At 71.2% G+C, this 26,540-nt stretch carries 18 protein-coding genes; 4 read left to right on the top strand and 14 right to left on the bottom strand.

The annotated features are described in order from the left end of the window. The first annotated feature begins 6 nt into the window (after nt 1-6). The 3 genes from ACIP63_RS23255 to ACIP63_RS23265 are packed head-to-tail and all read left to right on the top strand — an operon-like array spanning nt 7 to nt 4,940. A complete protein-coding gene (locus ACIP63_RS23255) occupies nt 7-1,983 on the top strand; it encodes a beta-galactosidase (protein WP_401518661.1) in 1,977 nt (658 codons plus the stop codon). Next, nucleotides 1,980-4,199, top strand: coding sequence for a glycosyl hydrolase family 95 catalytic domain-containing protein (locus ACIP63_RS23260; protein ID WP_401518664.1), 2,220 nt, complete (start codon nt 1,980-1,982; stop codon nt 4,197-4,199). The genes ACIP63_RS23255 and ACIP63_RS23260 overlap by 4 nt, the downstream gene beginning before the upstream one ends. 33 nt (nt 4,200-4,232) lie before the next feature. Continuing rightward, nucleotides 4,233-4,940: a hypothetical protein gene (locus tag ACIP63_RS23265; protein ID WP_401518667.1), complete on the top strand. Its 708-nt coding sequence runs from the start codon at nt 4,233-4,235 to the stop codon at nt 4,938-4,940. Nucleotides 4,941-5,002: 62 nt separating this feature from the next. Here the strand turns inward: ACIP63_RS23265 and ACIP63_RS23270 are convergent, their stop codons facing one another. Then, on the bottom strand, nt 5,003-6,208 hold the full coding sequence (locus ACIP63_RS23270; protein WP_401518670.1) for an erythromycin esterase family protein: 1,206 nt from the start codon (nt 6,206-6,208) through the stop codon (nt 5,003-5,005). Between the two features lie 58 nt (nt 6,209-6,266). Here ACIP63_RS23270 and ACIP63_RS23275 point away from each other — a divergent pair, with 58 nt between their 5' ends. Continuing rightward, a complete protein-coding gene (locus ACIP63_RS23275) occupies nt 6,267-7,037 on the top strand; it encodes a TioE family transcriptional regulator (RefSeq protein ID WP_401518673.1) in 771 nt (256 codons plus the stop codon). Nucleotides 7,038-7,067: 30 nt separating this feature from the next. Here the strand turns inward: ACIP63_RS23275 and ACIP63_RS23280 are convergent, their stop codons facing one another. The 13 genes from ACIP63_RS23280 to ACIP63_RS23340 form a co-directional block, all read right to left on the bottom strand. Then, a complete protein-coding gene (locus tag ACIP63_RS23280; protein ID WP_401518676.1) occupies nt 7,068-8,840 on the bottom strand; it encodes an HEXXH motif domain-containing protein in 1,773 nt (590 codons plus the stop codon). A gap of 37 nt (nt 8,841-8,877) precedes the next feature. Continuing rightward, nucleotides 8,878-9,069: an aldo/keto reductase gene (locus ACIP63_RS23285; RefSeq protein ID WP_401518679.1), complete on the bottom strand. Its 192-nt coding sequence runs from the start codon at nt 9,067-9,069 to the stop codon at nt 8,878-8,880. A gap of 101 nt (nt 9,070-9,170) precedes the next feature. Further along, entirely contained in the window at nt 9,171-10,277 is a 1,107-nt protein-coding gene (locus tag ACIP63_RS23290) for a caspase family protein (protein WP_401518681.1), read from the bottom strand. Continuing rightward, nucleotides 10,274-11,440 (bottom strand): alpha/beta fold hydrolase, encoded by a 1,167-nt coding sequence (locus ACIP63_RS23295; protein ID WP_401518683.1) that lies wholly within the window; start codon nt 11,438-11,440, stop codon nt 10,274-10,276. The genes ACIP63_RS23290 and ACIP63_RS23295 overlap by 4 nt, the downstream gene beginning before the upstream one ends. Before the next feature lie 89 nt (nt 11,441-11,529). Then, nucleotides 11,530-15,858, bottom strand: coding sequence for an FxSxx-COOH system tetratricopeptide repeat protein (gene fxsT / locus ACIP63_RS23300; RefSeq protein WP_401518686.1), 4,329 nt, complete (start codon nt 15,856-15,858; stop codon nt 11,530-11,532). Further along, nucleotides 15,858-16,910, bottom strand: a complete 1,053-nt coding sequence (locus ACIP63_RS23305) for an AAA family ATPase (protein ID WP_401518689.1) — start codon at nt 16,908-16,910, stop codon at nt 15,858-15,860. The genes fxsT and ACIP63_RS23305 overlap by 1 nt, the downstream gene beginning before the upstream one ends. Beyond that, entirely contained in the window at nt 16,907-18,421 is a 1,515-nt protein-coding gene (locus ACIP63_RS23310; protein WP_401518691.1) for a hypothetical protein, read from the bottom strand. Before ACIP63_RS23310 ends, ACIP63_RS23305 begins: the two co-directional genes overlap by 4 nt. Before the next feature lie 156 nt (nt 18,422-18,577). Next, complete coding sequence (locus ACIP63_RS23315; RefSeq protein ID WP_401518694.1) at nt 18,578-19,585, bottom strand: LacI family DNA-binding transcriptional regulator; 1,008 nt, start codon at nt 19,583-19,585, stop codon at nt 18,578-18,580. Between the two features lie 196 nt (nt 19,586-19,781). Further along, nucleotides 19,782-20,867: a pectinesterase family protein gene (locus ACIP63_RS23320; RefSeq protein ID WP_401518697.1), complete on the bottom strand. Its 1,086-nt coding sequence runs from the start codon at nt 20,865-20,867 to the stop codon at nt 19,782-19,784. A gap of 137 nt (nt 20,868-21,004) precedes the next feature. Then, on the bottom strand, nt 21,005-22,459 hold the full coding sequence (locus ACIP63_RS23325; protein ID WP_401518700.1) for a family 43 glycosylhydrolase: 1,455 nt from the start codon (nt 22,457-22,459) through the stop codon (nt 21,005-21,007). After that, nucleotides 22,441-23,412 carry an arabinan endo-1,5-alpha-L-arabinosidase gene (locus tag ACIP63_RS23330; protein ID WP_401518702.1) on the bottom strand — a complete coding sequence of 324 codons (972 nt, stop codon included), beginning with the start codon at nt 23,410-23,412 and terminating at the stop codon, nt 22,441-22,443. The genes ACIP63_RS23325 and ACIP63_RS23330 overlap by 19 nt, the downstream gene beginning before the upstream one ends. Nucleotides 23,413-23,615: 203 nt before the next feature. Next, nucleotides 23,616-24,839 (bottom strand): cytochrome P450, encoded by a 1,224-nt coding sequence (locus tag ACIP63_RS23335; protein WP_401518704.1) that lies wholly within the window; start codon nt 24,837-24,839, stop codon nt 23,616-23,618. Then, on the bottom strand, nt 24,836-26,125 hold the full coding sequence (locus ACIP63_RS23340) for a cytochrome P450 (protein ID WP_401518707.1): 1,290 nt from the start codon (nt 26,123-26,125) through the stop codon (nt 24,836-24,838). The genes ACIP63_RS23335 and ACIP63_RS23340 overlap by 4 nt, the downstream gene beginning before the upstream one ends. Nucleotides 26,126-26,540 lie beyond the last annotated feature (415 nt).

A 26,540-nucleotide genomic window follows, 5' to 3' on the forward strand; every position in this document is an offset into this window, starting at 1 on the left:
ACGTCCATGCCGTCCCTGCACGACGCCACCCGTGGCCGCGTCCTCTTCGGAGGCGACTACAACCCCGAGCAGTGGCCCGAGGAGGTGTGGGCCGAAGACGTACGACTGATGAGGGAGGCCGGGGTCAACTCCGTCACGGTCGGGGTCTTCTCCTGGGCGGTGATCGAACCGCGCCCGGGGGCGCGCGAGTTCGGCTGGCTCGACCGGCTGCTGGACCTGCTGCACGCCCACGGCGTCGGCGTCGTGCTCGCCACCCCCACGTCGTCGCCGCCGCCGTGGATGGGAGCGCTCCACCCGGAGACGCTGCCGCGCACCGAGGACGGCCTGGTCGTCAACTACGGTTCCCGGCAGCACTTCTGCCCGAGCTCGCCGGTGTACCGGCGCTACGCCGCGGCCCTCACCGAGGACCTCGCGGCACGGTACGCGGACCATCCGGCGCTGACCGTCTGGCACATCAACAACGAGTACTGCACCCACTGCTGGTGCGACGAGACCGCCGCCCACTTCCGCCGCCGGCTGGCCTCCCGGTACGGCACCCTGGACGCGCTGAACGACGCCTGGGGCACGGCGTTCTGGAGTCAGCGCTACGACTCCTGGGCCGAGATCCTGCCGCCGCGCCGGGCGCAGTACATGCGCAATCCGGCGCAGGAGCTGGACTTCAAGAGGTTCACGTCCGACGCCCTGATGGAGTGCTACACCGCCGAGCGCGACATCGTCGCCCGGCACACCCCGCACATCCCGGTGACGACCAACTTCATGCCGCTGTGGTCGGGCCAGGACGCCTGGGCCTGGGCGGAGCAGGAGGACATCGTCTCCGTCGACGTCTACCCGGATCCGACGGACCCGCGGGGCGGGCAGTACAACGCGATGCTCGCCGACATGACCCGCTCGCAGGCCCGTGGGCCGTGGATGGTGATGGAACAGGCGGCCGGGCCGGTCAACTGGCGCGTCGTCAACCACCCGAAGCCGGCCGGTCTCAACCGGCTCTGGTCGATGCAGGCGGTGGCCAGGGGCGCGGACGCCCTCTGCTACTTCCAGTGGCGGCAGTCCCGGCAGGGCGCCGAGAAGTTCCACTCCGGGATGCTGAGCCATGCCGGTGAGCACGGCCGCACCTTCCGCGAGGTCAAGCGCATCGGCGCCGAACTCGCCCTGATCGGCGGGGAGGTCAGCGGCACCGAGGTCCCCGCCGAGGTCGCCGTGCTGCACGACTGGGACGCCTGGTGGTCCAGCACCCAGGAGGGGCGGCCGTCCTCCCTCGTCTCGTACACGGAGCTGGTCCAGGCGTGGCACCGAGGTTTGTGGGAGGGCGGGATCAGCACGGAGTTCGCCCGGCCCGACGCCGATCTGAGCGCGTACCGCATGGTGCTCGTGCCGCAGCTCCAGCTCCTCTCCGACGCGGCGACGGACAATCTGGTCGCCTATGTGCGGGGTGGCGGCACGCTGGTGTGCGGGTTCTTCACCGGCGTCGCGGACGTGGACGACCGGATCAGGCCGGGTGGCATGGACAGCCGGCTGCGTGAGCTGTTCGGTATCCGTACGGTGCACGAGTGGTGGCCCCTGGACGAGGGCGCGACGGTGGAGTGCGACGGCTTCCGCTCCACCCTGTGGTCGGAGGAGCTGGAACCCGACGGCAGCGCGGAGACGGTGTCCGCGTACCGCGGCGGGGAGCTGGACGGGCTTCCGGCCGTCCTCCGCAAGGGCACCGCGTGGTACGTCTCGACGCTGCCCGAGCCCGAGGCGCTGCGCGGCCTGCTCGGCCGGGTGGCGGCCGGGGCCGGAGTGCGCCCGGTGCTGGAGGAGCTTCCGGCCGGTGTCGAGGCGGTGCGGCGCGGTGAGCTGCTGTTCCTCCTGAACCACGGCCGCTCCCCGGCCGGGGTGAAGCTGCCGGGCCGCCACGTCGATCTGCTCACGGGGGCCGAGTCCGACGGCGTCGTCGAGCTGGAGCGTTACGGCGTGGCCGTGCTCAGAGACGCGTCCGCGTGATCGACGGCACGTGGGAGCCCTGCCCCGCCACCCGCTGGGAGGACGCGTTCCTCAGTGGCAACGGCCGTCATGGGGCGATAGTGTACGGCGATCCCGCGGACGACCGGGTGATCGTGAACCACCACGGCCTGGTGCGGCCCAACGGCAGCGAGGACCTGCGCCCGCCGGAGCTCGCCGACGGGCTCGGGCGTCTCCAGGACGCGCTCCTGGCCGGGGAGACGACCGCGGCCGAGGACTTCGGCGCGGGCCGGCCGCTGGTGTGGGTGCAGCCGTTCCACCCGGCGTTCCGGTCGCGTGTGCGGCGGGCCCGGGGGCTGCACGAGGCGGTCGCCGGATACAGGCGCGAGGTCGACTTCACGACGGGTGAGGTGACCGCGTCGTACGAGGCGTGGCGCAGCAGCGTGTTCGTGTCGCGGGCCGACGACGTGATCGTGCAGCACGTCACCGATCTCGGGCTGACCGCCGACCTCGTCCTGGACCACTCGCTGCCGGGCGCCCCGGCGCATCTGGCGGTCGGCCGCTCCACCGTGCTGACTCCGGAGGGCGCGCACCTGGCTCTGCGGGTCGGCTATCCGGGCAGCGAGCTCGGGTACACGGGCGTCACGGTGGCGCGGGTGGACGGCGGCCGGGTGTCGGTGGCCGGCGAGGGGATCCGCATCGAGGGGGCGCAGAGCCTCACCCTGACGACCCGGGTCGTCAGGGGGCCCGGCCGTCCGGACCCCGGGGAGCTGTGGGCCGCGCTGCCCCGCGAGGACTACGCCACGCTCCTGGACCGCCACCGGCCGCTGCACCGGGCCGCGTACGGCCGGGCGTCCCTCGTGCTGCGGGACGCGGCGCCTGAGCGGGAGCTGTCCGGCAGCGAGCTGCTGCGCGCCCCGAAGTCCCCCGCGCTCCTGGAGCGGCTGTTCGCGGCGGGCCGCTATCACCTGCTGTCCTCCTCAGGGGTGCTGCCGCCCCGGCTGACCGGTCTGTGGACCGGCGACTGGGACACCGCCTGGTCCGGAGCCTTCACCACGAACGCCAACCTCAACCTGCAGATCTCCTCCGCCGCGACAGCCGCCCTCCCGGAGGTCACCGAGGCCCACTCCGCTCTGGTCCAGGGGCAGTTGACCGACTGGCGGGACAACGCCCGGGCGCTCTTCGGAGCGCGGGGCATCGTCGCGCCGTCCCACACGGACGGGGCCTCGGGCCATACCCGGCACTTCCAGCGCGCCTATCCGCTGCACCTGTGGACGGCCGGTGCGGACTGGCTGCTGCAGCCGTTGCTGGAGCACGCCGAGGTGACGACGGGCTCCCCGGACGCCGCTCTGACCGCTGCTCTCGTCGAAGCGGCGCTGTTCTACGAGGACTTCCTCAGCCGCGAGGACCCGGACGGGAACGTGGCCGTCGTGCCCTCGTACTCCCCGGAGAACCGGCCGGCCAACGCGAGCTGGGGCACGGTCAACGCCACGATGGACATCGCGGCCGCCCGCCACGCTCTGACGACGGCCGCCGAGCACGCCCCCGGTCACCCGTCGGCCGGACTCTGGCGGTCGCTCGCGGCCAGGCTCCCGGCGTACCTGGTGAACGAGGACGGGGCGCTCGCCGAGTGGGCGTGGCCGGGTCTGCGCGAGACGTACGACCACCGCCACCTGAGCCACCTCTACCCGGTGTGGCCGCTGGACGGGATCAATCCGTACGACACCCCGGAGCTGGCCGCGGCCGCACACCGCGCTCTGGAGCTGCGCGGTTCGGAGAACGACTCCGCGCACGGCCATCTGCACCACGCGCTGATCGCGGCCCGGTTGCGGGACCCGTCCCGGGTGTCGGCGGCTCTGGACGCCGTGCTGGGCGGCGACTTCTTCCACGACTCCCTGATGAGCGCGCACTACCCGTCCCGGAACGTCTACAACGCGGACGCGGCGCACACCCTGCCCGCGGCCGTGATCGAGTCACTCGTCCAGTCGGCGCCCGGCCGCCTGGTGCTGCTGCCGGCCCCGCCCGCGGCGTACCTGGCGGGCGAACTCCGGGGCGTCCGCACGCGGTTCGGCGCGCACCTGGACCTGCGGTGGTCGGAGGACGGCGCCACCGCCGTGCTGCGTCCCACCCGCGACGCCCGCGTCGATCTGCGTACGGGCGACGGGTTCGACCTCACCGAGACCTCCGCCGGAAACCCCCCGGCTCCGCTGGAGCTGACGGCCGGCGTGGACCGCGTCCTCACCCTGGGGGCGCGGTAGCAGTCCTCCATCCCCACATGGAAGGAACACCCCATGGCACGATCCACCCTGACCAGGAGGCTCCTGGCGCCGACGGCGGCCGTGGCCGCTCTGATCGGCTTCGCGGCTGCTCCGGCCCACGCCGCGATCTGGACCTCGTCGGAGCAGTGGGGCAACTACACCACGTCCGACAACTACATCCTCTACAACAACATCTGGGGTTCCGGAGCGGGCACCCAGACCATCTGGGCCAACTCGTCGAGCAACTGGGGCGTGACGGCGAACCACCCGGACACCGGTGGCATCAAGTCGTACCCGAACGCCAAGAAGATCGTGAACAGGACGATCACGTCGCTGTCTTCGCTGGCCAGTGACTACGACGTGACCGTCCCGTCGTCCGGCGCGTACAACACGTCGTACGACATCTGGGACACCGATTACGACTACGAGGTCATGCTCTGGGTGAACTACAACGGTGCCGTCGGACCGCTCGGCACCTCCCAGGGAACCGTCACCCTCGGTGGCCACACCTGGGCCGTCTACAAGGGCGACAACGGCGCCAACGAGGTCTTCTCGTTCCTGCGGACCTCGGACTCGTCCGCCGGCACCGTGGCCATCCTGCCGATCCTGAAGTGGATCAAGGACACGAAGGGCTGGTGGGGCGACGAGACCATCGGTGACGTCCAGTTCGGCTACGAGATCACGTCGTCGTCCGGCGGACTGGACTTCGTGACCAACGAGTTCGACGTCTCGTCCGGCTGATGTGTTCGGGACGGGCCGGGGGCCCCTGGCCCGTCTCCCCCGGCCCGTCTCCCGGGCCCGTGTCACCGGCTCGGCGGGACGTCCCTGACGAACACGAGGCCGTCGCCTGCCGCCAGGTGGGCCGGGTCGAGCGGGGCGTAGCCGAACCAGGGGGATTCGCGGGGCGCCGGCAGGGTCTCCCCGAGGACGGTGGCCAACCGCGGGGCGTCGATGACGCAGCTGTCCTCCGGTAGCCCGTACAGGATCCCTTCGACGGTGTCCCGGGGCGGGGTGTCCACTCCCTGGTGCCGGATCGTGCCGAGGGCCGTGGCCACGAAGGCGTACTCCTGGCCCATCCGGGCGCTGACCAGCGCACCGGCGCTCCACCACTCGACCGGCCCCTGCCACATCCGCATCGTGCTCTTCTCCCGCTGGAGATGGGAGTTGTGGGCGTGGACGAATGCCGGTCCGCGCGCGGCGACGGCGAGGAGGTTGTCGGCCATCATCCCGTCCCGCAGCGCGCACAGCCGGGTCATGCGGGCCGGCGAGGTGTCGGCCATCCAGTGGTGGTAGCGCAGCAGGCCGGTGGCGGTCCGGCCGTACAGGCGCGCCCGGTCCAGGTCGTCCCGCGAGGTCGCCGTGACCAGGTGCGGCGTCTGCGTGTCGAGCAGCACCACCAGGTCGTCGGCGAGGAGCCGCAGCCGGCCGGCGTCGGCCGACTGCCCCACGGACCGTGTCGGGTCCGTCATCGCGGCTGGATCGGTCCAGCGGTCGTCGGCCCCGAGCAGACCGTCGAGCGCTTCGGCGGTGCACGGGAGCAGTTCCGTGTCCACCTGGGCCGCGAGGTAGCGGTGGAGCGCGGTGAGGGCCTCGCGGGGGCTCGCGGCGGCGGTGATCTCCAGCGGGCCGTCGAACCCCGCGAAGCGGAGCTGCTCGGACGCGGGCCGGCCGTCGTTGTGGGCGCGCATCCAGCGCACGAGCTCGCGGTTGGCGGCGGAGGTGCCCCAGCCGTGGCTGATCCCGTGCTCCACGACCTCGTCGAGCGTGCCGGTGCCCGAGGTGACGTAGTCGTCGACGAGCAGACCCGCCATGCAGTCGCTCTCGATCGCGATCGTCCGGTAGCCCTCCTGCTCGACGAGCTGCCGGAACAGCTCGTTACGCAGGTCGAGCAGGGTCTCCTCGCCGTGGGTGGGCTCGCCCAGGGCGAGGAGCCGGGGCCGGACGGGGAGCAGTCCCAGCAGAGCGGCGGCCTCGGCGGCATGAACGGTGTCCTGGATGTCAGTAGCCATGCCCTCAACGCTATCTTTGAACCTTCGGTGGAAACTTTCACGCGGTATCGTCGGCCTCATGGGGCAAAACCTTAAAAGCGGTGCGCGGCTCAGGCCGGTCGATCTGGCGCGCGGGCACGGTCTGTCGACGCAGGCGGTGAGGAACTACGAGGAGGCCGGCATTCTTCCGGCGGCCGACCGCACGCCCCACGGCTACCGCGCCTACACGCCCCTGCACGTAGGGGCGCTGCGCGCGTTCCTGGCCCTGGTGCCTGCCCACGGTCACCGCACGGCGACGTCGATCATGCGGGCAGTGAACGAGGACGCGGCCGAGGACGCGTTCCGCCTCATCGACGAGAGCCACGCCCAGCTCCTCGACGACCGGCGGACGCTCCGAGCGGTGGAGAGCGCCCTCCGTGACCTGGAGCCCGCCGCAGGGGCTGGTCCTACCGTGGTGGCCGGGCCGGCCGCGGCGTCCGGGCCCGGCGGCACGTTCATCGGTCCGCTGGCTGGGAAGCTCGGCATCCGGCCCGCGACACTCCGCAAGTGGGAGAGCGCCGGGCTGGTGCACCCGCGCCGCGACCCGCGGACCGGGTACCGCGTCTACGACGAGGCCGCCGTACAGGACGCCGGAATCACCCACCAACTGAGGCGCGGCGGCTACCTGCTGGAGCAGATCGCCCCGCTGATCGCGCGAATGCGGGCGGCGGGGGGCCCGGAACCGCTGGAGGCCACGCTGCGCGACTGGCACGGGCGGCTGTCCGCCCGGGGACGGGCGATGCTGACCGGGGCGGCGGAGCTGGAGGCGTACCTCCGCGAACGCGGTGAGACGGGGCGCGCGCGTCCGTAACCGGCGCCGGCGCGCGCAGGGGCAACGGCGTCAATGCGCTTCGGGGCCGCCTGCCAGCCAGCGCGCGGTGCGAGTCCAGTCGTCGGGCGTGGTCCCCTCCGCCAGCGCCGCGAACCGCTCGGGACGGGCCAGCAGCCGGCGGTCGCGCGGGTGCAGTGCCGTGTGCGCCAGGAGCCAGCCGGACAGCGCGTGCGGATCGAGCGGGCCCGGTCCGCGCAGCTGCACGGCGTACGCCGCACGTGCCGCTTCCGCGTCCCCCGCGACCAGCAGCTCGTCGGCCGACGGTGACCGGCCTGGCTCGAACTCCCGAAGCTGGTAGAGACGGGCGCGGTCGTCCTGCCAGTACGCACGGCCCGGCTCCCGCACGACCAGCGCCTCACCACCCGGCACGTGGGCGGCGCCCGCGCGCAGCGCCTTGAGGAGTGTCCCCCGGTCGTCCTCGCCGCACCGCAGGTTGCGCAGCCGCCACTCCACCCGGTGGCTGACGGCGCACGCCCGCGCCCTGGCCACGGTCGCGGGTTCCAGCGGTTCCCCCAGCCAGCCGTCGACCGTCTCGGAGAGCCGGGTGACCAGCCGCAGACCGGGTTCCGTGAGCCGGGCCTGTGTCGCAAGCGTGCGCAGGACCATACGGGTCTGGAGCCGGCGCAGGGCGAAGAGGTACGGCGCCCGCCCGTGCGGGTCCGCCCCGGTGTCCCCGATCCGCTGCCGCCAGAATCCGGTGACGCCGACGAAGGCGTACGCACCGTGGAGGAGGCCGGGCAGATGCCGGGGATCGGCGCGCCAGGGCGCGTAGTGGCGCTCGGTCCGGTCGTCGTCGAGGAGGGGGAAGAGGTGGAGCAGGGCGCCGAGTTTGCTGTGCTGGAATTCGTGGACGAGGGTTTCCGCGAGGGCGAGACCGTCCGGCGGCCGGGCGATCACCATGGAGGCGAAGGCGTCACCGGTGGAGGCGCTGAGCCCCTCGGCGGGCACGGGGAGCTGCACGTCACCGTGCTTGGCGTTCCAGGGCACGATGCGGCTGATCTCCTCGGGCCGCAGCCCGCCGGGCCCGGCCGTCGCGCTCCGGCCCAGGATGGCGACGGCGTCGCGGAACAGCCGCTGCCAGGAGCGCAGTTCAGCCGGTTCGAGACGGCCGGGGGCTATCGGCTCGTCCAGGTCGCGATAGGGATCGAGGTCGTCGAGCTGGACGGTGGGCGCCCCCGGAGCGGTGTCCAGCCGGTGCACCGGAAGCCAGTGCGGCGATTCCTGCCCGGTGAGCGGTCGGACGACGATGTCCGGCCCGTGCCCGGCCCGTACGGTGAGGGTTCCGCCGGACACCGTGACCCGCACCGGGTGGTAATCGCCCTCGTCCGGCCCGGGCAGCCGGACCATGCCCAGGGCGGGCAGTCCCAGGGTTCCGCCCCGCGCGGGCAGGAGGAGTTCGGCGTCCGTGCCCGCGTGTACGGCGGCCGCCGCGGCCACCGCGGCGATCTGCCCGGCGTCGGCCCACAGCGGCGGCCCGGAGGCCGTACCGTGCAGCCGGCGGAGCGTGTGGGCGAGCCAGCTGCCGACCTGGGGCGTCAGCAGGAGTGTCTCGACCGGCTCGGGGGCACGGTCCGCGGCGGCCTCCAGCGTGGGCCAGACCGTCCGTGCGTCCAGGGGGCCGAGAATGCGGGGGTCCGCGTCGAAGAGGTCGAAGAGTTCACGCAGGAGCAGGAGACGACGCGTACGCTCGCCCCGGACCAGGAACGCGACGGCCTCGGGCGAGCCGCCGCCCGTGGCGATCTCGTCGAACAGGGTGCCGGGCATACGGATCGGGGCGTACATCTCGCTCCCTGTCGTGGACGGAATTCTTCGCGGCGGCTCATTCGGCCCTCCCCGGCTCTCCACCGCCTCCCATGGCGTTGCTGCGCGCGCGCCTCAGCTCCGCGAGCAGCCTAGGGCCGGCGTGGGCGGCCGGAAGGCGGCGCAGATCAGCGACGCGCACCGTGGCCAGATCCATGAGGTCGGACTCGAGGTGATCAGATGTGCCCTCGGCGAGTACCGGCTGATACAAAGCGCGCTCCCCCTTCGCGAGCGGTGGCACAGGATGCCACCGTTTACTCCATCATGACGACTGAGACCCCTTCCCGAAACCCGTGTGATCACGCCAGCAGGTCAGGTTCCAGGCCCCTGGTTCGCAAGGAAGTCCTGTATGCATGCCTTGAGTTCGGCCGCACGGACGGGGTCGTCATCGATCAGCGTCACCGCCTCGTACAGGCGCTGGAGACCGTCCGGATGCGCCTTGAGGGCGCGGAAGATCCCGATCACATCCGTGCGCGGCACGAGGTGCCTCGGCATCCGGGCGACGATGGCGGCGGGCAACTCGTTGACCAGCGTCTGCCGTTCGTCACGGTCACTCATCAGCGGATACGCCATCAGTGCCGTGACGATCCTGGCGGCCGGAGGCTCCGCGGGTCTGCCGGAAGGGGCCCGGCCGACGGGCGGGAGCGGTGGAACGCGTTCGGAGTACCCCGGCGCCTCCAGGCGCAGGGAGGGGGTCTGGTCGGTGAGCCCCGCCTCCCGGAGCGCGCTCATCCTCGCCTTCACCGCGCCGAAGAGCGGCAGTGGTTCCGGGAGCACGTCGTCTTCCAGCTCGCGCAGAACGATGTCCGAGAACAAGCCGAGCCGACGCTCCGGATCATTGCCCGCCCGCTGCCCGCGGCCCGCGGCGAACAGCAGTGTCTGCTCGTGCGCGGCCATCCGTGCCCCGGTGGGAAAGCGCTCGGTGGACGGCGACTGGGGGAAGTGGTGCTGCTCGTCGAAGGTGCGGCAGGCGTCGACCATCCACATCTGCACTCCGAGGCCCGGCGTCGCATCGCTCCTCAACCGTGTGAGCGCGGAATCGACGTCTATGGCGCGCCGGTCGGTGAGGGTGGCGTCGGCTGTGTAGAGCGCTGTGTTCTCGTTCGTGTCCAGCACGCCGTGGCCGCCCCACCACACCCACAGCGCCTGCGCCCCGCTGTCCGGGGCGTCCTTGATGAGGGCGCGCCTCAGGGAGTCGTGGTCGGCCTGCCGGAACGGCACGTCGGGAGCGTTGCCCGGCAGAGGTGCGAGATGGAGCTGGATGCTGGTGCCCGGCACTCCGCGGGCCAGCAGCCAGTCGCGGAAGCGCAGGGCGTCCCGGGCGGGGCCCGGGAGGTCCCAGCCGGAGCCGGCGGCGTACTGCTCGATTCCGACGACCAGGGCGAAGATTCGGTCCGGTCGGATCGTTCCGCGGTTCACGGCAGCCGCTCCCCGATCGCACGGTAGACGGCCGGGTCGGTCCAGTAGGCGCTGTGCGCCACGGGGAAGGGCTGCCGGCTGTCGGTGGCGACGTCCTGGGCCCGGCCGGGGAAGAGCGGTTCGGCGGCGTAGCCCAGCAGGTCGCGGCGGTCGTAGAGATTCAGCCACGGCGGTACGTGGTCGGGCAGCGGATCCGGATGGGCGAGCGAGGGAAGTGCCCCCGTCTCGTACAGGAAGGGGCCCTGCGAGCCGACGGTTATGAGGAGTTCGACTCCGGGCAGCGGGCCGGATATGAGGGTGTCGAGCGAGACGATGCCGCCGAGGCTGTGGCCGAGCAGGACGACGGGTGGGTCCAGCGCGGCCACAAGGTCACGCAGACCCTGGCGCATGTCCTCACCCCGGGCGAGGTATTTGAGGATGTCGCCGGCGGCGGGGTGCGCGGCGTCCGTGAGTGCACGCCGGCGCCGTACGGCGTAGCGGGATCCGAGGCGTACGAGCGGCCGTCCCGCCATCCGGAGCAGCGGGCCGCGGCCGGTGCCCGCCGGTGCGGCGCCCAGGCGGACGGCCAACGCGGCGACGGCTGCGTCCCTCATGTCGCCACCGGCCAACGCGGGGCGGTCTGCGACGAGTTCGGAGGCGATCACGGTGGCGGCCAGCGCCCGGGCCAGCACCCACGCCAGGGCTTCCTGATCCAGGGCCTCGGCGGCGGGACGGAGCAGGGGGCTGCGTACCAACTCCGATGCCGCCTCCCGGAGTCCGGGACCGAGCGCGTCCGCCTGGGGCTCGCCCTGTGCCGCGATCGCGCGCAGGAGCGACCTCGGACGTTCGTCCGGAAACGCCGCACCGGGCGGCGTGACGTGCGGGCCGGACCCGGCCGAGGCCGTGGCCAGTTCGGCGGAGGGGTCCTCGTACAGCCGGGCCCACTCATCGGTCTCGTCAAGGCCGTCGGGTTCTCCGGTGCTCCGGCCGGTCCCGGCGCCGGGGGCGGCCGGGATGCTGGCACCGCCCGCCGCGAGTGCCGCCCCGTACGGCCCGCCCCAGTCGTAGGCGACCACACGTGCATCCGGAGCGATTACTGCGAGGCCCGATGTGACACGTGTGAGCAGCGCGGTCAGGTGCGGCTCCCGCACACCAGTGCCGTGTGTGAAGACCACCGTGGTCATGCGTACGCCCCCGTTACTCTCGCTGCGGCCCCGTCCGTCACCCACGAGGGCGACGGCCGGGGCTGACGATCACCCGGCCGTCCTCGACGTCACATCGGCAGCGGTGCGATGTCGAACTCGATGCGCTGATGAAGCCTCGCCGCGGTGTGCCAGGGGTGGTCGTCCCCGAGCACTCGCGAGAGCCCGGCCACAGCCTGCGAGTTGAGCCGGTCCGCCGCCTGCGAATTACCCAGTCCACGCTGATCCAGGGAGAGGTTGGCCGTGCAGGCCAGGGTCAGCGGGTGGTCGGCCCCCGCCGTCTCCGTGAGCTTGGGGAGGACCGTCGAGTCGACGGCGCCGGCCTGTGTGAAGTCCAGCCGGGCGTAATGGTCGTTGGCCCTGCCCATCGCCGTGGTCAGCGTGTTCAGGTGCGTACCCCCCAGGGATGCCTCCAGGTGCTGGAGTGCCTCGGTGTCCAGAGCCTCGGCCCTGTCGATGTCTCCCTGTGCCCGCAGCGTCGCCGCGAGATTCACCTTGGCGAACTGTGTGTACGGGTGATGCTCGCGGAGCACCTGGCGGTAAGCGGTCAACGTCTGCTCGCCCAGTTCCCGGGACCCGATGAGGTCACCATGCAGCCGACGTTCGACCATGGCATGGACAGCGGCACCGAGCGCGTCGGTGTTGTTCAGGCCGTATCGGGTGGTGAACCGCTCAAGTGTCTGCTCCGCGAGGGCCGCGCCCCCTTCCACCACACCCGCCCTGCGTCGGCACACGGCCAGGTTCAGGGCGGCGCGGATGGTCGCCGCGTTGGTCTCACCGAAATTCGTGACATAGGTGAGGTAGTTGGACTCCTGCAGGACACGCGCGCCGAGGTAGTCGCCTGCCTCACGGATGTCGAGTGTCAGTGCGCTCAACGTGTTGAGTGTAAGAGCACTCGCCGGGCCGTAGAGCAGTTCGCGTTGCCGCGCCGTCTCCTCGTCGATCCCGCGCGCCGAGGCGAAACGCCCGTTCAGCCTCAGGGTCACGCAGAAGTCGTGTGCCGCGCTCAGCGTCGTGGGGTCCTCCGGCCCGAACAGGTCACTCGCCCTGGTGAACGCCTCCTCGGCCAGCTCACGTGCCTGCTGGAACTCACCTCGGTGTCGCAGGGCCCCGGCCATCTGCCACATGGAGTCGATGAGTTCCTCATCGGGAATCTGCGCGCCGCGCGAGATCGCGAGAGCCCGCTCGTTGTGCACGATCGCCTCGTCGGGTCGCCCGAGCAGCCGCAGATAGAACCCGAGGAGCTTGGTGATCCTGATGACGTGCAGGTCCTCGTCACCCGACTGGGCACGCCACGCGGACCAGGCCAGCCGCGCCTGGGCGGCGCCCGATTCGTGCGCGCCCCAGTAGTAGAGGAAGAACACCATGTCATAGACGAGGTCACGGACCCACGCGTCGGAGCTCTCCACCGCCCCGGACGCGATCACGTGCGGGAGGATCGCCTGGTAGGCGGGCCACTGGTCCGGCGAGGCGGGTGCTCCGGGCTTGGCCGTCGTGAGCAGCAGGTGGGCCGCCCGCGTCATCCTGGCCCGCTCCTCGGGGTCCATCCTGGCCACGATCACGTTCTGCATCAGCCGGTGCATCTGCAGGGTGGCGGTCTTGTGGTCCAGCCTCACCAGCGACAGCTTGCTCAGGTCACGGGTGGCGCGGGCCAGCAGCAGGGGGTCACGCAGGACCGGGTCGAGCTCGGGGGTGACCTCGACGTTGCGTCCGCCCCTGAAGAGGTTGAGCGGGATGGGCTCCGGCGCCATGCAGGCGCAGATCTCCAGAAGTTGACGTGCCGCCGGGTTGTCCTGCGAGAGGCGCCCGAGGGAGATGTCCCAGACCGCCGCGACGGGGAGCGGGTAGTCGGGCGACGGGTCGAGCTCGAGGATCTCGGGTCGGCGTTCGTCCAGCAGGGTCAGGTATTCGTCCACCGGCATGCCGGTGGCGGCGTGCCAGGCGCCCGCCTGCTCGACCGCGAGGGGCAGGTCGCCCAGCGCGGCGGCGAGCCGGTCCGCGTCACCGGAGCCGAGGCCGCGGGCGCGGCGCTGCAGGAGTGCGATGCTCTCCTCACGGTCGAAGACGTCCACGCTCAGGGGGGTGGCGACGCGTTCCCACTCGCGGTTGCGTGAGGTCACGATGATCTTCCCCGGCCCGCCGTTGGGGAAGTAGGAGCGTACGGCCTCGATGTCCTCGGCGTTGTCGAAGACGAGCAGCCAGTTGTCGAACGGCTTGCCCGTACGGAGGGCTTCGCGCACGGCGGGCACGGCGGCGTTGGCCTGCGGTCCCACCTCCAGGCCGAGGCTGCGGGCCAGGTCGGCGAGAGCACCCAGGATCAGGTTCTCCTGTTCCGAGGGGATCCACCAGATCACGTTGAACTCACCGCTGTGGCGGTACACGTATTCAACGGCGATCTGCGATTTCCCGACGCCGCCCATGCCGTGCAGTGCGTGCGGGAGGACGGCCGTGGTCTCGTCCTCCCGCAACTGCCGCTCCACCGCCGCCAGAAGGCTTTCCCGCCCGGTGAAGTTCGGGTTCTTCGGTGGCACGTTGCCCATGATCTTCGGCTGGCCCGTACGGACGAACCGGAGCTCCGGTGCAAGGGTGTGCGTGCCCGCCTCGACCCGATCCTGCTCGGTGTCTACGGGTGGTGTCGTCGACGACACAGATCCTCCTGGTGGAACCGTCGAATGCGACGGGGAAGCGGGGCCGGTCTCATTCACATCAGATGCCTCTTTATCATCTATTGTCGCCCCCGCCGACGCCCCCACGCCGTGCAACAGCTCGCTGTTGACGCGCGCCGCGCGCCTCCGGTACGGCATGCCTCCGAGGGCGCGGAGCACGGCCAGTTCGATGCGCAGCCACGCGGGGCCGCCCCCCGGGTCCGGAAGCGCGGCCTGCGCCGGATCGCGCAGCGCGGCGCGCAGCCGTACGCCCTGTGCCCGGCTGGCCCGCGATTCCGCTAGCAGGCCTACGGCGCGGGCGAGTTGGGTGCGGTTCCCGGTGGCCAGCAGTGCCTCACGAATGCCGTCGGCGAAGTCGGGACCGCCTTCTCCGTCCCGCTCCCAGTCGATCAGGCCGCCCATCATCACCTCGGCGAGGTGCTCGGGGCGGGACTCGGGGAAGGCGCGGGCGCGCAGTTCCTCGATGACGTCGAAGCGCAGGGGCGCCACCGCCAGCAGGACGGCGAGGTGCCGTGCGAGCGGGCTGGCCAGCGCGACGAATCTGCGGACGGCGTCGGCTGCCGCGCGGGGGCCCTCGATCCTCGGCGCCCGCAGCCCGGCCGCGGCCACTCCCTTCGCCATCGCACCGGCCAGGACCACGGGCAGCGTCCGGCGTACGCCGCGCTCGCCGGTGACCAGGTCCGCCCAGGCGCGGAACGAGCCGGGGCGCAGACTGAGGACCGGTACGGCCACGGATCCGTCACCCGTGTCGGGCAGGATGTGCGCGTGTTCCGGTACTCCGTGCGGCGGGTGGCAGAGGAAGTGGCGGTTGAGCGCCCCGAATCCGGCGGCGTCGAGCCGCGCCCGGAAGGGGTAGACCGAGGAGCGGTGGCGCAGGTACGGCGGCAGCAGATGGACGAGCGCCGTCGGCCCGGCCGCCGAGAGCCGCCCCAGCAGCTCGTCGGCGCCGCCCTCGGCCCATCCGGGTGCCAGCCCGTCGGTCACGACGAGGAACAGCCGTGTCCCCCTGCCGTCCAGGAGTTCGGCCGGGTCGGCCCGCCTGTTACCGGGCCAGCGCAGCTCGGGCGGTGCCGCACCGGGCAGCAGGACGTCGACCGTACGGACGTCCCGGAAGGCACCGCTGCGGACCGCCTCGTCGGTCAGCCGGCGTAAGGAGCTGTCCCAGACGGGCATGGTGGGCGCCCTGTCCACGAGCAGCATCAGGTCGAAGGCGCGTTCCTGGACCGGGTCGAGGTAGGGGATCCACAGTCCGTCGATCACACCGTTCTCGGCGGTGCGGGCCTCGTCCAGCCGGCTCTCGTGGCGCGAGGGCACGCGTCGGCCCAGGCCTCGCAGGGCCTTGGCCAGAGGCAGCGGCACGACACGCCGCGTGGGGCGAGCGTCGTCCGGAGCGAGGGCGTCGGGCCGGCCCTGCCGTGAAGGGTGGGCGTCGAGCACTTCGATGTCCCGTGGATCGACGCCCGGGTGGCTCGCCGCCGGCACCGTGTCCTGCGCGCCCTGCTCGAACGGAGGAGCCGCGACCTCGGGGAAGTCACTCTCCATGCCGTCCGGTAAGGGCGCGGGGTCCGGGTCGGTCCCCCCGTCCGCTCCACGGCCCGCACGGTGCCAGGCCGCCGCGAGCCAGACGGCGTCGGCGAGGTCCTGCCAGCTCGCCTCGCCGTCGGTATCGTGGAGGTCGCCGCCGCTCGGCGCGGGCGTCGTGTCCGGGGCGCGTTCCCGTGGCGAGCCGTTCATCAGCGGCCTTTCGAGAGGTCGCGGAGAAGCATCTCGATGAGCTTACGCCCGTCACTGTCGTCCCGGAATCCGTGGGCCGTGGTGAGTTGGACGGCGTTCAGCAGCTGGTCGACGGACTGGGTGCCTCCGCCTTCCAGGCGCCTGACGAAGTCGTCCACGAGGCCGTCGACGCCTTCGGGGCGCCGGCCCAGGTGGCTGATGACGATGGACACGAGGTGTTCGCGGCTGGGCGGGCGCATCTCCAGCGGCAGGCACCGGCGCCGGAAGGCGGCCGGGAACTCACGTTCGCCGTTGCTCGTGATCACGACCACCGGGAACTCCGCGCACTCGACCCGGCCGGCCTCGATGACGGCCCGGCCCTGGGGGTCGTCGGTGAAGACGGACAGCTCGGCCACGCCGGCACGTACCAGTTCCGGGATCTCGTAGCTGCCGTTCTCCAGGACGTGGAGCAGGTCGTTGGGCAGGTCGATGTCACTCTTGTCGAGCTCGTCGACGAGCAGCACCCTGGGGCGTTCGTAGGCGAGCAGGGCCGTGCCGAGTGGGCCGAGGGTCACGAAGTCCCCCAGGTCGGGGGCGCTGCCCGTGCCGCTCTCCGCCTCCACGGTGCCACCGGCACGCCATGCGGCGATGGCCTGGGCACGCCCGATGGCGTCGTACTCGTAGAGCCCGCCGCGCAGCGTGGTGCGGCTGACGATGCTCCAGGGCAGGACCCGGCCGAGCCCCAGTTCCTGGGCGATCAGATACGCGAGGGTGGACTTGCCCACGCCGGGCGGCCCGGTGATCAGCAGGGGGCGCCGCAGCAGAAGTGCGGCGTTGACCGCGTTGATCTCCTCCTCGCGTAACTGCGGGCCCTCCTGCACGGTGCCGAGCCGGCGCAGCGCGGACTGCGCGTCGTCCGGGGGGGCCTGCTGCAGCGGGCTTCCGGCGAACACCCGCCAGGGCGGCGGCTGCGGCAGCTCCGGCGGGTCACCGGCCGGGGGCTGCCCCGTTGCGTGGAACACCCTCCAGGAGGGTGGCGTGACGGACTGCGCTGCCGAGGCCTGCTCGGTCATGCTGTCAACTCCTCGCAGTCGACCAGGCGGTACGGGTCGTCCCAGAAGAACGCCATGTACTTACCCACGGAAAGGCTGTCACGCCCCAACTCCTCGGCCTCCTGACGGATCTGACTGACTTTCGACGGGAGCTGGGCCGGCGGATGCGCGAGCAAAAGGGTCAGCACCTGGCCGGACAGGTCCGGGCTGTCCGGTCTGCGGTCCCAGGCTGCGAGTCCGACCCCCTGCTCGATGGCGATGCTGAGCGCGTCCATACCGTGGCCCGGCAGGGCGGGAACATCGAGTATGACCGCGGTCAGACGCGGGTTCCCCGCGAGTCTGGCATGCCAGTGCTCCAGACGGTCACCCTGCTGCCCGTGCCACCGGTGGGTCTCCGCCACGCCGACCCTCTTGAGCTGTGTCCACCGGGCCCGCCACCGGCCGAGCTCCACCGTGTCACGGGCCCTCATGCGCTCCAGGCTCCGCAGATGGACATGGTAGCGAAGGGCGATGGGCATCCGGACATGAGACCGCGTACCCAGTTTGATGCCCGCCATGTCGTGATTCAGGAATTGGAGGGGGAGGACGAACTCGATCTGCACCGGGGGATCGTTCTCGCTCTCCGAGACATCCGCCCAGCGTGAGGCGCCCTGACTGATCGCCCGTTCGACCGCGCCGGCCAGGGCGTCGAGGCTGGTGCGTTCGATGTCTCCCGCCACGGGCTCCCAGTACCCCGGCGCGGCATTGACCCAGTGACGTACGTAGACATCAGCCGAACTGTCGTCTGCGGGCTCCACCATCACGACGAGACAACGTGACACGTAGGGGTCGGCCGCCGGCCGGGCCGCCATCGCGCGCCTCCGCTCCTCCAGCGCCCGCACGGTGTCCGGGCCGGCTTCACGGGCCCACGCGTCGGACCAGTCCCTGAGCTCCTCGCGGAGCACCGGCTGGGCCAGGGACGCGGTGGCCTCGACGAGCACCAGCGCCGGAGGCAGACCGTCGGCCTGGGTGTTCACGGCGCACAGGTGGTCGAAGAGCTGGACCGGCGTCCGGCCGAACGGCACGTCGGCGCCGAGTTCGTGACCCAGGATCGTGTGCAGGCGGGCCTCCTCGACGCGCCACACCTCGCCGAGCAGCCGGTGGGCCTCCCGCACCGCCTCGGGGGTGAACTCCTCGGCCGACAGGGCGGCTTCCACGATCCGTGTCAGCTGGGCCGCACACTCGTGGCCGGCGATCGCGCGCACGGCGGAGACCAGCGCCTCGAGACCCTTCTCGTGCTTCAGCAGTTCCCGGAGGAAGGACAGCATGTCGGTCCGCGGGTTCTGCCGTCGGTAGACGATCTCCACACCGACGTGCTCGGCGGCGAAGGCGATGAACTGCCCGCACTGGTCGCGGTCGGTCACGAAGTCCTGCTCGCACAGGAAGTCGACCAGCGCGACGATGAGCCGCGTCCTGGCCTCGCCCGGCCCATCCCCTCCGGACAGCCCGTTCCCCACCACCGACCACCCCCGTAGAGCCGGTACCACCTTCATGACAGATCGCGAAGCTATCACGCCGGATCTTCAGCAACCAGGTTCACTACAGGCCCTGTTGACCACCTGTGACACACACCCGCCGTGCCCTGCCAGGCCCGTGGCGGGGCGCCCGGAGACACTCCACCCGGACGGGTGAGCGGCGCCCCTCGCCAATCACACCGGCGCCGGTCCCGAGCTCGCACGCACCGTCAGGACGGGCTCCAGAAGCTCCACTTCGTCCGTACCCCGGCCCGCGAGCTTCGCCACCACCTGTTCCACCGCCCGGCGCCCCATCTCCTGCGCCGGAATGGCCACGGAGGTGAGCCGCACCGACGCCTGTGTGGCCACCTGTTCCGGGCAGATGGCCACGACGGACACGTCCTCCGGCACGGCCCGCCCCTGCTGCTGGAGCAGGTTGAGCAGCGGCTCGACGGCGGCCTCGTTCTGGACGATGAAGCCGGTCGTCCCCGGCCGCTCGTCGAAGATCCGGCCCAGGGTGCCAGCCATCGCGGCGTAACCGCCCTCGCAGGGGCGGTGCAGGATCCGTATCCCGGTCTCCTGCGCCTTGGCCCGTATGCCGTCCACCGTCCGTTCGGCGAACCCGGTGTGCCGCTCGTAGACGGCGGCCGCTTCACCGATCACCGCCACCTCGCGGTGGCCGAGGCCGGCGAGGTGGTCCACACAGAGCGCCCCGGTGGCCTCGAAGTCGAGATCCACACAGGTCAGCCCGGAGGTGTCTGCGGGCAGGCCGATGAGGACGGCGGTCCGGCCCGAGTCACGGAGCAACGGCAGCCGTTCGTCGTGCAGTTCGACGTCCATCAGGATCATCGCGTCGGCCAGCGAACTGCCCGCGATCCGCCGGACGGCCGCCGGCCCCTCCTCCCCGGTGAGCAGGAGGACGTCGTAACCGTGTGTGCGTGCGCTGGTGGCGACGGCGATGGCGATCTCCATCATCACCGGCACATACATGTCCGTACGCAGGGGCACCATCAGTGCGACGATGTTGGACCTGCTGCTGGCGAGGGCGCGCGCACCGGCGTTGGGGTGGTACCCCAGCTGCTGGATGCTGTGTTCCACCCGTTCCCGGGTGGCGGCCGAGATCGACCGCTTGCCGCTGAGGACGTAGCTCACCGTGCTCGCGGAGACTCCGGCGTGCTGGGCGACCTCGGCAAGCGTGACCATTCGGCTTCTCCCCTACAGATGGCGACCGGAGGGGAGAGCCGGTGAAGCGCTTCGACAGCGCCGTGCTGTGCTCCCCTTCGCACTCTGACATGCTCAGACACCGTGGAGCCTAGACTCGCTCACAGGGACTGTCCAGAGTGGAGTCGAAGCGCTTCGACCGCATCGTCGGCAGCGGTTCGCTGCCACCCACCGTGGCTCAGGACGCCGAGGGTGTCCAGCCTGCCAGCCAGTCGGCCGTCTCCTGCTCCGCGGCCTGGGCGACGGAGAGCTGCGGCCGGTCGCTGCTCGCCGAGCCGGATCCGGGCCCGGTGTTCCTGAATTCGGCGAAGCGGTCGTCCTTCCAGGAGAACCCGCTCATGTCCGTCCACGGGGCGGACCTGATCGCCGAGCTGAGTGTCGTGTCACGGAAGGTGGCCATCGGGTCGAGCGAGGCGTCCCCGCCCGCGTGCCACGGCCGGCCGAGGTGGAAGGACGACGCCGAGACATCGCCGTTGACGGTGGATCCGGTGATCAGGAAGCCCTTGCGGCCGGCGGCCGTGCTGGGTGCGGCGATGTAGCCGGCGGAGCTGCCGTCCCAGCGCTTCTTCAGCGTGATGACGGATGCGTCGATCACCGCGGTGGCGCGTCCGAAGATGAAGTCGACGTTGCCGACGACGTAGGAGTCCTTCATGTAGACGCGGCCGAGTGTCGCCTTGGAGGCGGTGTCCAGCAGCAGGGTGTCCTGGTCGCCGGTGACGATCACGGAGTCGAGGAAGACCTTGTCCGCGGCGGTGCGCAGGGCCACGGCCTGGAGCCCGCTCATGTTCTGGTTGGCGGCTTCGTCGAAGTCGTTGGAGATCGTGAGGTTACGGGCCTGGAAGCCGTTGGCCTCGGCCGCGACGGTCGCGCTGCCGCTGGTCCCGTAGGTGCCGGAGCCGTCGGGCTTCCGGGTACCGGAGGCGTTGTCGTAGACGATGACGGTGTCGTTGCGGCTGGAACCACTGCCCTGGAGCGTGACGTTCTGCTTGGTGGAGGGGATCTTCACCGGCTCGCGATAGGTGCCCGGCTTGATGGAGACGACGACCCTTGCGGTGTTGCCGGCGGGGATCGCGTCCACCGCCGCCTGCACGGTGGAGTACTGCCCGCTGCCGTCCTTGGCGACGGTGACGGTGGTCGCCGCCGCCGCGCCGGACGCGGTGGCGAACGTCTGGAGGGCGGCGACGGACAGTAAGGCGGCCGCCCCCGCGTTCAGCGCCCTCCGTGGTCCGGGCCGGAGGCTGCTACGTCGTCGATTCGCTGCCATGGCGTGATCCATTCGGTCGGGGAGGGGAAGAGGTGGGAATTCCGGGAAGTAGTCGCCGCGAGCCGCGCGAAAGGTTGCCGTGACCTCAAAAGGCTCGCGAGTCGCGGGCCCGGATCTGGATCCGGGCCCGCTGTCGCTCAGCTCACCGGGACGAGCTCGAACTGCTGGCAGGTGTTGTTCAGCCAGGTCCACTGCCGTACGTCGGCGCCGTCGGCCGTCGAGCAGTCCGCCACGTCGGCTACCTTCCCGGTGGCCTGGTTGACGATGCGCACCCATCCCCCGGCCTCGGCGGTGACGAAGCGGAAGCGCTGGCAGGTGTTGTCGAGCCAGGACCACTGCCGCAGGTCGGCGCCGTCGGCAGCCGAACAGTCCGCGGTGTCGAGCACCTTGCCCGACGCGACGCTCACCAGCCTGCTCGTGTCGTCTCCCCGGTCGTCGATGCGCCAGCGCTGTTTCGCGCTGCCGTCGCACGTCCACTGCTGGACGTTCGCCCCGTCGGCGGTCGACGCACCACTCACGTCGAGGCACTTCCCGGTGGCCCGGTTGACCACGGTGTACGCGGTCGGGGTGGCCGCCGTCTCGCCGGAGGGCCCCGCCAGTGTCGTGCCGAGGGCGACGGGGGTGCCCAGATCCGGTGTTCCGTCGGAGTTCCAGCTGAACTTCTGCGCACGCGTCGTACGCCCGTTGTCGCAGCCGTCGGACGCCGAGTCGTTGGCGTGGTAGACGATCCAGCTCTCCGTGCCGTCCGGCGAGGTGAAGAAGCCGTTGTGCCCTGGTCCGTAGACCCCGGCGGCGTCGTTCCGCTGGAAGACCGGACTGGATCTCTTGGTCCAGGAGGACGCCGAGAGCGGGTTGGACCCGGTCAGCGTGAGCTGCCCCAGCGTGTAGTCGGGGGTCCAGCAGCCGCTGGCGGAGTAGACGATGAACGTCTTCCCGCCCCGCTGGAGCACCTCCGCCCCCTCGTTGACCGGGCCCCCGGACTTCTCCCAGTCGTGGGTGGGTGTGGAGATCGTCGAGAACGACCCGCCGAGCGTGTACGGGTTGGACATCGGCGCGATGACGAGATTCTGCGTTCCGCCGCCGCTCGCGCTGCCCAGCAGGTACATGGACCCGTTGACCGTGAGCACGCTCGGGTCCAGCATCCAGGTGCTGCCCAGCTGGTTCCTGTACGTATAGGGCCCCATGGGGTCCGGGCCCGCGCTCTGCAGCACGTGGACGCGCTGCGTGGGGTTGTAGTCGGTGATGTTCTGGCCGGCCACGTAGTACAGGTACCAGCGGCCACCCGAGTAGTGCAGTTCGGGTGCCCAGATGTTGCAGCAGCGCGAGGCGGCGTCGCCCTGCCACACCTGCACGCTCGGCGCGGTGGAGAGTCCGGCCAGCGTCGGTGACTTCCGCATGGTGATGACGTCGGTCCAACTCGTCGACACCAGGTAGTAGTTGCCGTCGTGGTACGAGATCCAGGGATCGGCGCCCTTCTGCGCCTTGACCGGGTTGGTGTAGGGGCGGCCCTCGGCGGCGGACGCGGACGTCGGCTGCCCCAGCGCCAGCGCCAGCAGGAGGGCGCTCAGCAGGGTCAGTAGGCGACGGGCCATCCGCTGCTCCAGTTCAGAAGGTTGACGCCGAGCTTCGGGGTGCCGTTGTCCTGACCGTCGTAGTAGTGGTAGACGAGCAGGTCGCCGTCGGAGTCCGCCATGATCGACTGGCCGCCCGGGCCGATGTAGCGCCCGTGCGACTCCATGACGGGCGTGCCGCCGTTGCTGAGCATGCTGACGCCGTTCCTGTCCTTGTACGGGCCGGTGACGCTGGTGGCCCGGCCCACCTTGATCTTGTAGGTGGAGCTGGTGCCGGCGCAGCACGTGTCGTACGAGGCGAAGAGGTAGTAGTAGCCGTTGCGCTTGACGATGGAGGGCGCCTCGACGGCCTTCGTCCCGGTGGGCCGGGAGGCGAGCGAGCGGCGGGCGGTGTCCCCGGCGTACTGCTTGCCCGTCGACGGGTCGATCCGGATCATCTTGATCCCGGTCCACCAGGAGCCGAAGGACAGCCACCACTTGCCGTCGTCGTCGACGAACAGGTTCGGGTCGATGGCGTTGAAGTCGCTCGAAGAGTTCGAGGTGTAGACGATCCCGTAGTCGCTCCAGCTGCCGGCCTGGCCCGTAGTGGAGGCCGCCAGGCCGATGGCGGAGGTGTTGGAGCCGAGGGACGAGACGGCGTAGTACATCAGGTACTTGCCGCCCTGGTACGAGATGTCCGGGGCCCAGGGGTCGGACGCCGAGGAGTAGTTCTTCCACCAGCTCGGCTTGGTGGTGAAGGCGTTCCCGGAGCGGCCGAAGGCGGTGCGGTCGGTGGAGGTGCGGAGCTGGAGGCCCTCACCGGTCGAGTAGAGCAGGTACTGGCCGGACGAGCTGCGGATCATGCTGGGGTCGTGGACGACGATGTCACCGTTGACGACGCCCGGGTTGGGGTAGGCGGAGGCGCTGCCCGGCACGAGGGCGAGCAGGAGCGCGGCGGGGAGTACGGCGAGGCTTCTCCTCAGAGTGCGGCTCACGAGGAAACTCCTTCGGGGTCGGGGATGGGGGTGCACCCCGCAGTCGCCGCCCGCACCGCATCGGTTGCCGCGCGCCACCCACTTTCTTCGAAGAACCGCACGCCGTCCGAGATCCCGAACACCGTTATGGATGGGCGGAGTTGTACGGCCGGACGCCCGCCCCTCCGGGCGCGCGTCCGGCCTGGAGCTCTCCCCCGCCGCCGTCAGCCGTGGAGCAGCACGGGGAAGGCCTCCATGTCGTTCTGTGTCATGACGGGCAGCTTGCGGATCTCGTCGTCGGCGATGGCGAGCTTCAGCTCCGGGAACCGCCCGAACAGCGCGGGCAGCGCGATCCCGGCCTCGACCCGGGACAGTGCGGCACCGGGGCAGATGTGCGGCCCGTGGCCGAAGGTCATGTGCCGGATCGGCGTCGGCCGGGTGACGTCGAAGGCATCGGCGTCGTCGCCGTGCTGGGTGACGTCACGGCCGATGGCCCGGTAGGAGATCACCACGCCCTCCCCCTTGGCTATCACCTGGTCGCCGATCTGGATGTCCTCGGTGGCGAACCGCATCAGCAGGTGGGTGGTGGGGGTGTCCCAGCGCAGCGTCTCCTCGATGACCGTGTCCCACGGTATCTCCCCGTCCAGCACCTTGCGGAGCTGGTCGGGGTGGGCGAGAAGCGCGCGTACGGCGTTGAGGATGAGGCCGATCGTGGTCTCGTGCCCGGCGGCCACCATCGCCTTGAGGTTGCCGACGACCTCCGCCTCGGTGAGCGGTTCCCCGCCCTCGTCGGCGAGGATCAGCGCGCTGGTGAGGTCGTCCGTGGGGTGGGCGGTCTTCTCCCGGACCAGTTCGGCGTAGAAGACATCGAGCTCGGCAATCAGCGCCAGCCGGTCCTCCTGCGGGGTGAGCATCGAGAAGAAGGCCTTGTACTGCCGGGTCAGCATGGGGTGCAACGCCTCGTCCACCCCCATCAGCAGACCGACGACCTTCATCGGGAGCGGCTGGGCGTACACGGCCTTGAGGTCGATGACCTCGTCCTCGCCCCGCGCGGCGAGGACGTCCAGCAGTTCCTCGGTGAACTTCTCGATGGCCGGGCGGATGGCCTCCAGGCGGCGCGGGGTGAGTGCCTGGGAGGTCTTCGTCCGCAGCCGGCGGTGCTCGGCGCCGTCCACGGTGAACATGGAACGTCCGGCGTCGATCATGCCGATGAGCGGCCAGGCGTGGGTGACCTCCCCGCTCCGCCAGAGACTCCAGGCGTCCAGGTCCTTCACCAGGCGTGTGTCGACGAGGAGTTGGCGCGCTTCGGCATGGCGGGTGACGGTCCATGCGGGGACGCCGAGGAGCTCGATGCGCGCGAGCGGGGCGGAAGCCCGCAGCGTCTCCGTCTCACCGTCGAGGTCCTGGACCATGGGGTCGATCACCACGGTCGCGTGCGGGCAGTTCACAGCGGGTCTCCTGTCATGTGTACGGGAGCGAACCGGACGGGCAGCGCGTTCATGCCCCGCAGGAAGGCGGAGGGCCGCCTGACGAGTTCCTGGGCGGGTACGGCGAGTTCGAGGTCGGGCAGCCGGTCGAGGAGGACCTCGATCGCGGTACGGGCGATGGTCTCCGCTATCTCCTGCGCCGGGAAGGGGCAGCGGTACTCCCCGTGGCTGAACGCCAGGTGCGCCCCGTTGGCCGCGTGGTGCCCCCCACCCCCGGAAACCGCCTCCTGGCGTATCAGCGGGTCGGTGTTGGCCGCCCCCAGGCCGAGCAGGAGCATGTCGCCGGCGCGGATGGTGCGGCCGCCGAGCTGTGTGTCGCGCACCGCCCAGCGGCCCGCGAGGATCTGGGTCGGGCTCTCCTCCCAGAGGACCTCGTTCATCGCGTCCGGGACGCTGCGCCGCCCGCCGGCGAGGGAGTCGGCGAACTGGTCCTCGGTGAGCATCAGCCGCAGGGAGTTGCTGATCCAGTCGGCGGTGGTGAGGTGCCCGGCCGCGGTGACGGCCATGAGGTCGAGGGCGTACTCCTCGTCCGTGAAGGGCGCCGGGTCCGCGAGCATCCGGGACGTGATGTCGTCGCCGGGCACCGCCCGCTTGGCCTCCACCAGCCGCCGCATGTGCTCGCCGAAGCGGGTGTAGGCCTCCTGGGCGCCGGGGCCTCCGTCGGCAAGGTCCTTGAGGACCCGGGCGATGTCCGTACCCTCCGCGTCGGGGAAGCCGACGAGGCGGGCGAGGACGAGCACCGGGAGCGGCTCGGCGAAGTCGGCGACGAGATCGGCGGTGCCTCGGGAGCAGATGCCGTCGACGAGCCGGTCGGCCAGCTGCTCGCAGTGCCCCCGTGTCTCGAACGGGTCCGCGGCCTCGAGCGCGGGTACCACCAGCTCGGAATGGCGCCGGTGCTCGGCGCCCGCGGTGAAGTAGATGGACGGCATGGGCCGTCCCACCATCGGGAGCAGCGGCCAGTCCTCGGGTATGTGCTCCCACTGGTTCCACAGCCCGACGTCCCGGGGGAAGAGTTCGCCGTCACTGGTGACCTGGTGGAGCTCGCGGTATCCGACGACCAGCCAGGCCGGGAACCCGCCGGGGAGCTCGACCGGCACGACGGGCCCGTAGGAGTGGCGCATCGTCCGGTAGAGGGCCTGCGGTTCGGTGTGGAACGCCGGCCCGCTGAGCGGCACGGGCGTGGTGGCGGGGTGCGCGGGGCAGCCGCCGCCGGGTGCGGACGCGGCGGATAAGGAGGGGGTCGTCATCGTACGGACTCCAGGGAGACGGCTTCGCGCGTTGCGGCCATACGATCAACGCGGCACCACTATAGGGAGGTTGAGTGAAGCTTTGGGCACCGATCAGACCGCCGGTCCTTCACGACCGACCACCGCGCACGGGAGGCCGACGTGGCCGCCGGGAGGACGCAAGGACGGCGGCGGCTCCCGCTGTACCGGCCGGCAGGAGGGCGGGCGGGACCTCTGTGCGCCTTGAGGACGCCGACCCTGATCTTCCCCGGCGAAGCCCGGCCACGAGGCCCCGGGTTTCCGTCACGCGCGGGGTGGACAGCGCCCCACACCCATGTTCTTATGCTGCACGTCGCTTCAGTTTCCAACGTAGTAGAAGTGGGCCCGCCCCGAAGTGACGGCTCCTCACCTCCGTCTCGCACGCCCCCTGAGAACG

It is taken from the genome of Streptomyces sp. NPDC088746, from assembly GCF_044751065.1.
In the GTDB taxonomy this organism is placed as follows: domain Bacteria; phylum Actinomycetota; class Actinomycetes; order Streptomycetales; family Streptomycetaceae; genus Streptomyces.